This window comes from Hyphomonas adhaerens MHS-3, from assembly GCF_000685235.1.
Lineage (GTDB): Bacteria > Pseudomonadota > Alphaproteobacteria > Caulobacterales > Hyphomonadaceae > Hyphomonas > Hyphomonas adhaerens.
This window is the reverse complement of sequence record NZ_ARYH01000002.1, coordinates 332,615-345,053: the sequence shown is the minus strand read 5'-3', so window position 1 is coordinate 345,053 and position 12,439 is coordinate 332,615. Positions and strand designations below refer to the sequence as shown.

The 12,439-nt window shown below is 60.1% G+C and carries 11 protein-coding genes; 4 read left to right on the top strand and 7 right to left on the bottom strand.

The window, feature by feature from the left end:
• Nucleotides 1–4 precede the first annotated feature (4 nt).
• The 3 genes from HAD_RS18145 to HAD_RS13745 form a co-directional block, all read right to left on the bottom strand.
• Nucleotides 5–739, bottom strand: coding sequence for a glycerophosphodiester phosphodiesterase family protein (locus HAD_RS18145; RefSeq protein WP_051596314.1), 735 nt, complete (start codon nt 737–739; stop codon nt 5–7).
• 2 nt (nt 740–741) lie between these two features.
• Complete coding sequence (locus tag HAD_RS13750; RefSeq protein WP_035572619.1) at nt 742–1,203, bottom strand: RidA family protein; 462 nt, start codon at nt 1,201–1,203, stop codon at nt 742–744.
• Between the two features lie 72 nt (nt 1,204–1,275).
• Nucleotides 1,276–2,550, bottom strand: a complete 1,275-nt coding sequence (locus tag HAD_RS13745) for a DNA polymerase IV (RefSeq protein WP_035572616.1) — start codon at nt 2,548–2,550, stop codon at nt 1,276–1,278.
• A gap of 133 nt (nt 2,551–2,683) precedes the next feature.
• Here HAD_RS13745 and HAD_RS13740 point away from each other — a divergent pair, with 133 nt between their 5' ends.
• The 3 genes from HAD_RS13740 to HAD_RS13730 are packed head-to-tail and all read left to right on the top strand — an operon-like array spanning nt 2,684 to nt 5,712.
• Nucleotides 2,684–3,073: a response regulator gene (locus tag HAD_RS13740; protein WP_035572614.1), complete on the top strand. Its 390-nt coding sequence runs from the start codon at nt 2,684–2,686 to the stop codon at nt 3,071–3,073.
• Nucleotides 3,070–4,437 carry a PleD family two-component system response regulator gene (locus tag HAD_RS13735; RefSeq protein ID WP_035572612.1) on the top strand — a complete coding sequence of 456 codons (1,368 nt, stop codon included), beginning with the start codon at nt 3,070–3,072 and terminating at the stop codon, nt 4,435–4,437. The genes HAD_RS13740 and HAD_RS13735 overlap by 4 nt, the downstream gene beginning before the upstream one ends.
• A gap of 54 nt (nt 4,438–4,491) precedes the next feature.
• Nucleotides 4,492–5,712, top strand: coding sequence for an MFS transporter (locus HAD_RS13730; RefSeq protein ID WP_035572610.1), 1,221 nt, complete (start codon nt 4,492–4,494; stop codon nt 5,710–5,712).
• Nucleotides 5,713–5,769: 57 nt separating this feature from the next.
• On the opposite strand, the gene rpmG is transcribed toward HAD_RS13730, so the two are convergent.
• The 3 genes from rpmG to rnr all read right to left on the bottom strand — a co-directional run bounded on the left by rpmG (nt 5,770) and on the right by rnr (nt 9,092).
• Nucleotides 5,770–5,937 carry a 50S ribosomal protein L33 gene (gene rpmG, locus HAD_RS13725; protein ID WP_035572609.1) on the bottom strand — a complete coding sequence of 56 codons (168 nt, stop codon included), beginning with the start codon at nt 5,935–5,937 and terminating at the stop codon, nt 5,770–5,772.
• An 87-nt stretch (nt 5,938–6,024) separates the two neighbouring features.
• Nucleotides 6,025–6,825, bottom strand: coding sequence for an NUDIX hydrolase (locus tag HAD_RS13720; protein WP_241765377.1), 801 nt, complete (start codon nt 6,823–6,825; stop codon nt 6,025–6,027).
• The gene (rnr, locus tag HAD_RS13715) at nt 6,822–9,092 is read right to left on the bottom strand and encodes a ribonuclease R (RefSeq protein ID WP_035572944.1); all 2,271 of its coding nucleotides are present in this window, start codon (nt 9,090–9,092) and stop codon (nt 6,822–6,824) included. The genes HAD_RS13720 and rnr overlap by 4 nt, the downstream gene beginning before the upstream one ends.
• 150 nt (nt 9,093–9,242) lie before the next feature.
• On the opposite strand from rnr, the gene HAD_RS13710 reads away from it, so the two are divergent.
• Nucleotides 9,243–9,743 (top strand): toll/interleukin-1 receptor domain-containing protein, encoded by a 501-nt coding sequence (locus HAD_RS13710; protein WP_035572608.1) that lies wholly within the window; start codon nt 9,243–9,245, stop codon nt 9,741–9,743.
• A gap of 79 nt (nt 9,744–9,822) precedes the next feature.
• Here HAD_RS13710 and topA read toward each other — a convergent pair whose 3' ends face one another.
• Nucleotides 9,823–12,408: a type I DNA topoisomerase gene (topA, locus tag HAD_RS13705; RefSeq protein WP_035572607.1), complete on the bottom strand. Its 2,586-nt coding sequence runs from the start codon at nt 12,406–12,408 to the stop codon at nt 9,823–9,825.
• Nucleotides 12,409–12,439 lie beyond the last annotated feature (31 nt).

Here is a 12,439-nt window from a genome sequence, read left to right as displayed (position 1 = left end):
CAATCTAGGTGTTCAGCCGCCGTGAGACCAGTTCCGGATCCATATGTTCGAAAATCACCGCAGCGTTCTGCGCCTTGCAGCGCTCAAGCTCGTCTTCGCTGCGCACCGTCCAGACAACGATGGGCAGATTGCTGCCCTGCGATTTGAGGGCTGCACGTTCGATGTCAGATGTATGGACTGCAAGGTAGTCGACCCTGTCCTGAACGGCTCGTTCGAGAACGCCGTCGAAAATGTCTTCACCTACTTTGGCCGCGGCTCCGATCAGCTGGCCACGCATCAGCCCCATAGGCAACGCGCGGACCGCCTTTTCGGAAAAGCTCATCGCCGCCGCGAAACCTTTCCAATGCGCCAGACGGTCACCGACCCGGCGGGCGAAGGCTTCGGGATCTGTTTTGCCGTCGATCTTGAGTTCGGTCAGCAGCGGAAGCTGATAGGGCCAGATGCGAAGAAGTTCGACAAACGCCGGAAGTCGTTCCGATGTGTCGGCAAGTGAAAGTCGGCTCAATTCCTTCGAATTCAGCTCTTCCGTCTTGCCGGAGCGTTTTGTCATCCGGTCGAGCGTATCGTCATGGAACACGACCGGTGTGCCGTCGCGTGCCGGCCGGACATCGAATTCGATGCCCAGACCGGCCATGCGCGCGCGCCGGAAGGCTTCAAGAGAGTTCTCCGGCGGGCCATTTGCCGACCAAAGACCGCGGTGCGCGTAGCGGAACTTGCGGGGATCGAACGGCGTGGCCATGGCTAGCCGGTAAACTCGATAATGGCATCGACTTCAACGGCGACACCAAGCGGAAGCACCGGGCAGGCGACTGCTGAACGGGCGTGCCGGCCGGCATCGCCGAAGACTTCGACCATCAGGTCGGAGCAGCCATTGATGACCTGCGGGATGTCTTTGAAATCTGGGTGGGCGTTCACGAATCCGCCGAGTTTCACAACCTGCTTCACGCGTGACAGATCTCCCAGGGCGGCCTTGCATTGGGAAATGAGATTGATTCCGCACTGCCTGGCGGCTTGCTGGCCAGCGGAGAGTTCCATGTTCTCACCCAGCCGGCCGATCATGCGGCCCTCCGCGCTTGCGCTGACCTGACCAGAGATGAACAGCAGGTTCCCGGTCATGACGTAGGGCACGTAAGTGGCCACCGGCTTCATCGGCTCGGGAAGCGCAATGCCGAGGGCGTCGAGGCGTTCTTCAGGGGTGCTCATGGAAATATCTCCAGTTTGGTTCAGCTGCCGCAGACTTGCCGCACACCGCTCGAGGCCGCAAGCGTCATGCGACTATTCCTCGGGTTTATGATCCATGCGGGCTGTCCGGCCGGTCATGACGGCGCCGGCGCCGAATTTTGCGCGAGCCGCATCCGATGCGCGCTCTGCGGCTGCGCGCCGGGCAATCCGAGGGTCGAGCAGGTCGGTTTCGTCCGCGCGATGAGCAGAGAGTTCAGAAAGTCCAATGCCGATCAGCCGGAATTTTCGGCGGCCGTCTGCCTCCCGGGCCAGGAGCGGTCGGGACGCACGAAAAATCGACTGCGCGATCTGAGTAGGCTCTGACAGGGACACACGCCGTGTGAGAGGTTTGAAGTTGGAGGTTTTGAGTTTGAGTGTGATGACGGCGCCAACGACCCCGATCTGTTTGGCGCGGTCAGACGTTTTCACGCAGAGTTTCCAGAGCTGGTCTTCCAGCGCAGCGGGATCTGCGATGTCGGTTCGGAAGGTCGTTTCCGTCGAGACCGATTTGCGCTCTTCATCTGTGCGGACGGGGCGATTGTCCTGTCCATGGGACACACGTTTCAGCCACATGCCGGTTTCGCCATACCGGCCAATAAGCGCCTTGAGGTCTGCGCGCTGAATGTCTCCCACCGTTTCAAATCCATCCCGTTCCAGCTTCGCGGCGAATTTCGGCCCCACACCGTGAAGAAAGCCAACCGGGCGGGGGGCCAACAGAGCTTCGGCCTCGTCCGGTGAGATGACAGCGAACCCTCTCGGCTTGTCCAGTTCGCTGGCGGTTTTGGCCAGGAACTTGTTGGACGAGAGACCGATCGACACCGTGATGTGAAGCTCTTCCTCGATTTCTGCGGCCAGCCGGGCAAGGGAGGCAGCTGGCGGTGCCTTGTGAACCGCCTCTGTGCCCGTCAGGTCCAGATAGGCCTCATCGATCGAGACGGGTTGCACCAGTGGGGTGAGCGCTTCCATTTTCTCCCGCACGACGGCCGCGGCTTCAGAATACTTGTGGCGGCTCGGCTTCACAACGGTGGCTTCCGGGCAAAGTTTCAGGGCCTGGAACATGGGCATCGCCGACCGGACGCCATAAAGCCGCGCGATATAGCAGCAAGTGAGCACCACGCCGCGTTCACCGCCACCGACGATGATGGGTTTGTCCTTCAGGTCCGGATTGTCTCTTTTTTCGATTGCCGCGAAGAATGCATCGCAATCGATGTGCGCGACGCCGAGATTTTGAAGCCCGGAATGACAAACAATGCGTCGGCTACTGCAGCTCGGGCAGGAATCACCGTCTAAGCGGTCAAAATGAAAACAGTCCCGGCACAACAGGCTCATAATCCCGTGTTCATGCCATGTTCCGGATCTGGCGGCAATCTGAAGAGACCCGTAAACACCCGTTAAGCTTTTGCCGTATAGCTGGTCTGGTACGGTAAGGTCCGCTCCGAATCGCTCGTAAACGTGGGGAAAAATGGCAGACGCGAAAACCAGAAAAGTGCTGGTTGTTGAGGACAATGAACTCAACATGCGCCTGTTTTGCGACCTGTTGGACGCTTATGGGTACGAAACCTATCAGTGCCGCGACGGCGCGAAAGCGGTTGAGATCGCTCGCAGGGAGCAGCCGGATCTGATCATCATGGACATCCAGCTGCCGGAAGTTTCGGGGCTGGATATCACGCGCTGGCTGAAGGATGACGAGAAAGTCGCCCACATCCCGGTGCTTGCAGTGACGGCTTTTGCCATGCGGGCCGATGAGCAGCGTGTGCGGGAAGCCGGCTGTGAGGGGTACCTCTCCAAGCCGATCCAGATCATGACCTTCATCAAGGCCGTGGAATCACTCATGCCGAAGGAAGCAGCATGAGCGCGCGGATCCTTGTCGTCGACGACATCGAGGCTAACCGGCGCCTTTTGCAGGCCAAGCTCGAAGCACAATACTATACGGTCATCCAGGCGGAGAACGGCCCTCAGGCGCTTGAAGTCGCCCGGAAGGAATTGCCGGATATCATTCTGCTCGATGTGATGATGCCTGGCATGGATGGCTACGAGGTCTGCCGCCGCCTCAAGGAAGATCCCGCGACCGCGTTCATTCCGGTCGTCATGGTGACCGCCCTCAGCGATACGGAAGACCGGGTCCGCGGCCTTGATGCTGGCGCCGAGGACTTCCTGACAAAGCCGGTCGATGATTTTGCGCTGATGTCCCGGGTGGGCGCATTGATGCGCTATAATGCGGTGGCTTCGGAACTGCGCCAGAGACAGGCCAATGGACTTGGTGGAGGACTTGATCTCGAATCCACGAAGGAAGAGTCCGACCAGCCTGCACGCATTTTTATTGTCGATGACAACCCCAGAGCCTCCGCGAGGCTCGCGGCGGTCCTGCGAGAAGCCGGCCATACGGTCGTGACTTTGGCTGAAGCGGGCACCATGGGGGATCTGTCCCGTCTTGGCGTGGATCTCATGATCCTGTCGCTTCCGAGCAAGTCCTTTGACGCGCTAAAACTCTGTGCGCACTTCAAGGTGACGGAAGCGACCCGCGCGGTATCCATCCTGCTGATCTGTGATCCTGAGGATCGCGAGCGCGCTGCCAAGGGACTCGAGATCGGTGCCAGCGATGTCATCCTCACGCCAGTCGACAAACAGGAACTTCTCGTGCGTGTCCGCACGCAGGCCCGCCGGGCGCGATATATCGAGATGCTCCGGCGCCGCGTGGATAAAGGACTGGAGCTGTCGGTGATCGACCAGCTGACCGGCCTCTACAATCGCCGATACATGATGAGTCAGCTGCACCAGTTCATGCAGCGCTCCGTCATGGGCGGGCGTCCAGTCTCTGTAATGATGGCGGACATCGATCACTTCAAGTCCGTCAACGATACGTACGGCCACGATGCCGGGGACGAGGTGCTGCAGGAGATCGCAACCCGCTTGCGCGAAAATGTACGGCCAATGGATATTGTCTGCCGTCCGGGCGGAGAAGAATTCCTGGTCATCATGCCGGAAACGCCGGGTGACCTGGCCTGTGCGGCGGCAGAACGAATCCGCCGGGCCGTTGCAATGGCGCCATTCATTGTCGGCAGGGCAGCGCTCAGGATTCAGATCACGGTCAGTGTGGGTGTGTCGACGATCACTGGCGAGCAGGACACCATCGCCGATCTCACGAAACGGGCGGATCAGGCGCTGTACCAGGCCAAGACGACCGGCCGTAACCGGGTCGAGAGCACAGCCGCCTGATTGACTTGAGTGCCAGCTGTCCCCACAGACGGCGATCAGCTCAGGGGAAAAGGCGTGTCTGACAGGTTTTCTGCGTTCCGGCATTCAGCCTACAGCCGCTATTTCTTTTCGCGGTTCTGCACGTCTCTGGGCACCCAGATTGTTTCGGTGGCGGTGGGCTGGCAGATCTACGATCTGACCCAGAATGCGGCATTGCTCGGCTGGATCGGACTGGTCCAATTCCTGCCCGCTTTGATCCTGGTGGTAGTAACCGGTGTGACCGCAGACCGGTTTGGACGCCGGAATGTCATGGGCCTCGCGGTGTTTGTCGAGATGGCGTGCGCCATCGCCATCCTCGGTCTCGCGCTGTCCGGCCATTTCGACCCGATATGGGTACTGGGCGCGCTGACGGTGTTTGGAGTCGCGCGGGCATTCTATTCGCCCGCATCGTCCAGCCTGGCGGTCAATCTTGTCCCCAAAGAGGATTTCGCGAACGCGGTGGGGTGGATCACGGCGTCCTGGCAATTGGCTTCGATTCTCGGGCCTGTGCTGGGTGGCCTGATCTATGGGCTCGGTGCGCCGATCGCTTACGGTACGGCGGTATGTCTTTTCCTGATTTCGGGCGTGACCATTCTCACCATACCGAAACCTGCCCAGAAAAGCTCCAGAGAGCCCACCACGCTCAAAACCCTGCTGGGTGGCTTCTCCTATGTCTGGAAAGAGAAAGTCGTTCTCGGTGCGATCTCGCTCGATCTGTTCGCTGTCCTGCTCGGCGGTGCCGTTGCTCTGCTTCCGATCTATGCGCGGGATATACTGGAGCTCGGCCCATCAGGGTTGGGCCTCTTGCGGGCGGCTCCCGGTGTTGGCGCCGTCGTCATGATCGGGATCATCACCGCCTTTCCAATCAAGGACCATGCGGGCATCATCCTGTTCGTCTGCGTGGCGCTTTTCGGCCTCGCGACCATGGTGTTCGGCGCATCTACACTGGCCTGGCTGTCGATCCTGGCTCTGGCGCTTATCGGCGCGTTCGACATGGTGTCGGTTTATATTCGCGAAATCCTGCTGCAGCTCTGGACGCCGGATGAAGTCCGCGGCCGGGTAAATGCAGTGAATTCAGTGTTCCTTGGCGCCTCGAATGAATTGGGAGAAGCCCGGGCAGGCTTCATGGCGCATTTCCTCGGTGCCGTCTTCACGGTTGTCGCCGGAGGAGCGGCGGCAATCGGTGTGGCGGCTGCGTGGTCGTTCTTGTTTCCTGCCATCCGCAAGGCGCGCTACCTGCACCGGGATGAGCTGTAATGAAAAAGCCCGCTCGGTGAGGAGCGGGCTTTTCAAAAGCTCAAAAGGATCAAGTGATTACTTGATTTTACCTTCTTTGAACTCGACGTGCTTCTTGACGATCGGATCGTACTTACGCTGGACCATCTTTTCGGTCATGTTGCGCGGGTTCTTCTTCGTCACATAGAAGAAGCCGGTGTCAGCCGTCGAGTTGAGGCGGATTTTGATGGTGGCGGGTTTTGCCATGGCGCGGGCTCGCTTGTGCTAGCGTCTGAAATCGGAAAGCGGCTTAATGGCGGGGTGCGCGGGCGAAGTCAAGCACCCGTTACCGTTCTACAGCCGCTCTGTACTATGGCCGGAGCGGGTCCAGCGCAGGAATGGCGTGCCTTCCTTGTAGTCCTTTGTTTTCAGCCGGGCATCAATCTCGTCCAGCATGAAGCGGGTGACGCTCGGCAAGTCGAGGTCATGGGCGTCTTTCAGCGTTACCCATTGCAGGTCTGACAGCTCTGCGCCGTCCACGGGCGGCCGTTCGTCGATCAGGGCCTCTTCGGCATCGGCCATGAAGAATCGGGCGTCGAAGCGGCGCGGACGGTAGGGGGGCGTGACGGCGCGGCCGATAAAGGTGAACGGTGAGAGGTGAGGCGCGGCGTCCAGCTCATGAAACCGGTCCCAGCCTTTCGGCGCAGACGCAGGCATTTCTGCCGGCCGGGCAACCAAAAGTCCTGTTTCTTCAAAGGTTTCCCGGATTGCCGTCAGCGCAAAAGCCCGCGGTTGGCGCCTTGCGCTGATCCGCAGTTTTGCCTCCACTTCGGGCCGCAATTCGCACCATGAGACGGCGCGGCCGTCGTCCGGGTCCACGCGGCCGCCGGGGAAGACATATTTGTCCGGCATGAAGACGTGACCGCCGGAGCGCTTGCCCATCAGGACGCGAGGTTGTGCGGCGTCGCGGCGGACCAGGATCAGCGTGGCAGCATCCTTCGGGCGCGGCGATTTCTGGTCTTTGATGATGACTTCGTCGTCGCTTTCCTTGTCGAAGGCGGACTTGATCATGACCATACCGGACTTAGCCTTGTCTTCAGATGACGCCGGCGTGCCTGGTTCGGTCTTTGCGGCGGATGAGGTGGCGCGGTTCATTTCCGGCTCTTCCTTTTGTGCTTGGGCAGCGTCTTCTTGTTGAATTTGGGCTTGCCGCGGCGGGGAGGTCCACCCCTGCCGCGAGGGGAACGTCCGCCAGCGTCCGCCGCCTTGCGCGCCTCAGCGCGGCCCTTGGGGGCAGGCTGGGGCTCCGACAGCATTTCCAGCAGGAGGCCGCCCTGCAGCGGCGTGACTTCCTTCAGGCGCACCCGCACGGTCTGGCCCATGGAATAGGTTTTGCCGCTGCCGCGCGCGTAGATTTCCATCGCCGCCTGGTCGAGCACCCAATAGTCGTCGGAAATGGATGAAATCGGTACGAACCCGTCCGCGCCAGACCCGGCAAGCGCCACAAACAGGCCGGAGCCGGTAACGCCCATGATGCGGCCTTCGAACTCCGCACCGACCCGATCCGCCAGGAAAATGGCGAGGTAGCGGTCCGTGGCTTCCCGCTCCGCTGCCATGGAGCGGCGTTCGGTCGTTGAGATGTGCTCGGCGATTTCTTCCAGCCGCACAGCATTCTGGTCGCTCAACCCGTCCGGCCCGAGTTTCAGCGCCCGGATCAGGGCGCGGTGGACGATCAGGTCTGCGTAACGGCGGATCGGCGAGGTAAAGTGCGCATACTTCGCCAGATTCAGGCCGAAATGGCCGAGGTTCTCTTCCGAATAAATCGCCTGCGCCTGAGAGCGCAGCACCATCTGGGTGACCATCTCGTCATAGACCCCACCGCGAATATCCTGGAGCAGCTTGTTGAAGCGCTGCGTCTGCGGGCGCTCACCGATGTGCCACTTGATGTCGATGGTCTGCAGGAAGTCGGCAAAGGCGGCGATCTTGGCGTCGCTCGGCACATCGTGGACGCGGTAGACCAGCGGGCTGTTCGCTTTCTCCAGCGACTCGGCGGCGGCCACGTTCGCCTGGATCATGAACTCCTCGATCAGACGGTGGGCATCCAGCCGCTCCTTGGCGACGATGCCCTGAACCTCGCCCTCCTCGTCAAAGACGATCCGGCGTTCCGGCAGGTCAAGGTCCAGCGGGCTGCGCTTGTCGCGCGCCTTCGTCAGGGCCGCATAGGCGCCCCAGAGCGGCTTCAGGACGCTGTCCAGCAACTCCTCCGCCTTGCCGCCCGGCTTGCCGTCAATCGCGGCCTGAGCCTCTTCATAGGAGAGCTTGGCGGCAGACTTCATCATCCCACGGATGAAGCGATGGCTGCGCTTGGTGCCGGATTTATCGAACACCATTTCCACGGCCATGCACCGGCGCAGCTCGTTTTCCCGGAGGGAACACTCATCCGCCGACAGTTCGAACGGAAGCATGGGCACAACGCGGTCGGGGAAATAGGTGGAGTTGCCGCGCTTCAGGGCTTCCTTGTCGAGCGGCGAACCTTCGGTGACATAAGCCGCCACATCCGCGATGGCGACGATCACGCGCCATCCATCGTCCAGCTGTTCTGCCCACACGGCGTCGTCATGATCCCGGGCGTCGTGGGGGTCGATGGTGATCAGTTGAACCGCCGTCAGGTCTTCGCGTTCCGCAGCGGCCGGTTTCGGGTCGCGCGCCTGTTCCAGCGCGTCCTCCGGAAACTCCGTTGGAATGTCGTGCGCGTGGATGGCCAGCAGGCTGGCCGAGCGTGGATCGGTTATGTGGCCGATGACTTCTGTGACGATACCAAAGGCCGGGCCGTATTGCCGTCGGCCGACGGGCTTCGGTTCGGCGATGACGAGATCGCCTTCCTCGGCGCCATTGCGGTCAGCTTCCTGAATGACGAATTCGCGCTTTTCCTTGCGGGAGGAGGGCACAACCTTCCCGCCGCGTTGGGTCTGGCTGTAGAGGCCGACCAGCTTGTCGGACAGGCGTTTCTCGAAAACGGTGATGGCGCGTGCGAGCCACTCGCCATCGCGCTCTGAGATCTTGCAGAGGGCACGGTCTCCCACGGCGGGGGCCTTGGCCTTCGGCTTTCCGGACGGGCCGGCATAGCGGATCTCCGGCCCGAACAGGCCATTGTCGCCAACGGATTTGCCGATCAGCTCGCCATCATCATCGAGATGCGTGAATTCAACAACGCCGGTGGGCGGTGGCCGGTCAGCTTGCGCCCAGGCGCGTTTGCCGGTGCGCTCCAGGGTGCCGTCGCCCTCCATTTCCTTCAGGATTTCACGCAAAATCGTGCGTTCCTTGCCCTTCAGCTTGAGGCCGCGGGCGATTTCCTGCTTGGTGGTGGCGCTTGGGTTCTCGCGAAGAAAGTCCAGAACAGTCTGGCGGTCAGGGAATGTCATGACCGCCATATAGGCCGAATCGCGCCGAATTGCGCGGGGGATTTGCGGTTGGCCGGTGTTTCCTAGTCAGCAAATTAACCAAATTCGCGCCAAATTTACAAAATCCTAACCAGGATAAGTCGAGAGTCGTTTCGAGTTCGGAACTATTAAATGCCAATCGATTTGCCACCACCCATTGTTGATGCTCATGCGCTCGTCCAGCAGCATGAGCAACGGGTATTTCGAACTTCGGCATTTCTTACGTACGCTCACGACGACGCTAGATATGTGGACGAAGTCAACTCCATTCTAAAAGTGCTTGATGTCCAGACTTTCATAGACAAGGAGATTCTGACTGTTGGCCGAATTGATGATCAGATCATCGCGTCACTCAAGCAGGTCGAATATCAAATCATCTTCTGTACAGAAGCTTCAAACAATTCAGAATACTGCAGAAAAGAAGTAGATTTTAGCGCGGGGCGCCGCGTGAAACAAATTCCAATCTTTGTTGATCCAATTGAAAAGATGGATTGGTTTCATTTTCACCTTAGCAAGCAGTATGCTGTCATTGTCAGCGGCATTGAAGACAGGGAGGCGGCAACGTTCGCCATCGCTAAGCAGTTAGCACGTCTAATGCAGCTAGATTTTGGACTCTATCAACCGCCAAAATGATGCTTACCTCCCGTCGCCAGGGGCATAGCGTCCGCTGGCTGAAGCGGAAATGTGGAGACTGTCTCTGTCTGGCGGTAGATCAGCCTTCGTCAGGCTTTGCAGCCTTCTTGGCCGGAGCCTTCTTCTTCGCGGGCGCCTTCTTCTTGGCAGCGGGTTTCTTGGCCGGGGCTTTCTTCTTGCCGCCCTTTGATGCCTTGGCGTTGATCAGTTCGATGGCCTGTTCCAGCGTCACGGCGTCCGGCGTCACATCCTTGGGCAGGGTGGCGTTGGTCTTGGCGTGTTTCACATAAGGACCATAGCGGCCCTCATAGACTTCGATCGGGCCGCCGTCTGGATGCTCGCCCAGCGTCTTCAGCGGTGTTGCGCCGCCGCGCTTGGAGCCGCGCGCTTTCTTGTCCTCGATCAGCGCCACGGCACGGTTGAGGCCGATATTGAAGACGTCGGCGGGGTCTTTCAGGTTCGCATAGGTCTTGAGATGCTGAACGTAAGGCCCGAAGCGGCCGAAGTTCGCATAGATCATCTCGCCATCTTCCGGGTGCTGACCGACTTCGCGAGGCAGGGACAGAAGTTCGACGGCGCGTTCCAGCGTCAGGGTCTGAGGCGTGTCGTTCTTGGTCAGCGAGGAGCGTTTCGGTTTCTCACCATTGGCCATTTCGACATAAGGCCCGAAACGCCCGCTCTTCAGCCAGACGGTTTCGCCCGTTTCCGGGTGCACGCCGAGTTCGTTGCCATCGGGATCGATAAAGCCGGCTTCTTCGCCATCGGACGAGAACTGGCGGGTATATTTGCAATCCGGATGACGCGAGCACCCGACAAAGGCGCCGAACCGGCCGACCTTGATGGACAGTTCGCCTTCCTTGCAGAGCGGGCAAAGCCGCGGCTGCTCGATGACGTTGCCGTCCGCATCATGATCCGGGAAGACGTGTGCCGCGAGGGCCTCGTTGAGGGCGTCCAGAACGTGGGTAACCCGTAGGTCCTTGGTCTGGCCGATATCTTCAGCGAACTGAGTCCAGAAGTCGCGCAGGAAGGCTTTCCAGTCGAGCTTGCCATCGGAAATGATGTCGAGCTTTTCTTCGAGACCGGCCGTGAAATCATATTCGACATAGCGCTGGAAGAAATTCTCCAGGAATGCCGTGACGAGCCGACCCTTGTCTTCCGGGACCAGGGATTTGTTCTCAATGCGCACATATCCGCGGTCTTCCAGCGTCGACAATGTCGACGCATAGGTCGATGGGCGGCCGATGCCGAGCTCTTCCAGGCGTTTGACCAGCGACGCTTCGGTATAGCGCGGCGGAGGCGTGGTGAAGTGCTGGGTTGAGTCGGCTTTCAGCAGGTCCGCATGCTGGCCTTCGGTCATCTTGGGCAGGCGGTTCTCGTCATCGTCCGAATCGTCGCCGGCATCATGGCCCTCTGTGTAGAGTTTGATGAAGCCGTCAAACACCAGGACCTGCCCGCTGGCACGGAGTTGGGCGCGCTGGTCTTTTGCCAGCAGGTCGATGGTGGTGCGTTCGAAGACGGCCGCTTCCATCTGGGAGGCGACAGCGCGCCGCCAGATCAGCGTGTAAAGTTTCCGCTGGTCATCGTCGCCGCTGTATTGTTCCGGACGCTGATTGAAGTCGGTCGGGCGGATGGCTTCGTGCGCTTCCTGAGCGTTCTTGGCCTTGGAGGAGTAGTAGCGGGTCTTTTCCGGCAGGTAGCGGGCGCCATAATTGGTCTGGATCATGGAGCGGGCAGCCACATAGGCTTCCTCTGCCATGTTGACGCCGTCGGTACGCATATAGGTGATGCGGCCCTCTTCGTAGAGCTTCTGCGCGGCCTGCATGGTGCGTTTGGCCGTGAAGCCCAGCTTGCGGGAGGCTTCCTGCTGCAGCGTGGAGGTGATGAAGGGCGGGGCCGGGTTTCGCTTGACCGGCTTTGCTTCGACCGAGCTGACCGAATAACCGCCCGAGCGAACCGCTTCGAGGGCTTTGTCGGCCTCGCCCTTGTCGCCAAGCGTGAACTTCTTGAGCGTCTTCCCGTCCAGTGCGTGGAGGCGCGCCTGGAAGTCTGTTCCGTCTGGCGCGCGCAGGTCTGCCGCCACAGTCCAGTATTCCTGCGGCTTGAACATCTCGATTTCGTTCTCGCGGTCGCAAACGATACGCAGGGCAACCGACTGCACACGGCCAGCAGAACGGGAGCCGGGCAGCTTGCGCCACAGCACAGGTGAGAGATTGAATCCGACGAGATAGTCCAGCGCCCGGCGGGCGAGGTAGGCATCGACCAGTTCGGCATCGATCTGGCGCGGATGCTCCATCGCGGTCGTGACGGCATTCTTGGTAATGGCGTTGAACACGACGCGCTCGACGGCAACGTCCTTCTTGAGGGCGCGGCGCTTCTTCAGCGCCTCGATCAGGTGCCAGGAAATGGCTTCCCCTTCACGATCCGGGTCGGTCGCGAGGATCAGCGTGTCAGCCTCTTTCAACGCATTGGCTATGTCCGAGATGCGTTTGGACGATTTCGAGTCGGCCTCCCAGACCATCTCGAAATCATTATCGGGGTCGACGGAGCCATTTTTCGAGGGAAGGTCCCGAATATGCCCGTACGAGGCCAGGACCTTATAGTCCTTGCCGAGGTATTTGTTGATCGTTTTGGCCTTCGCGGGCGACTCGACGACGACAAGTTTCATATAGGGTACCTCTCCAAGGGCGCGAGTGATG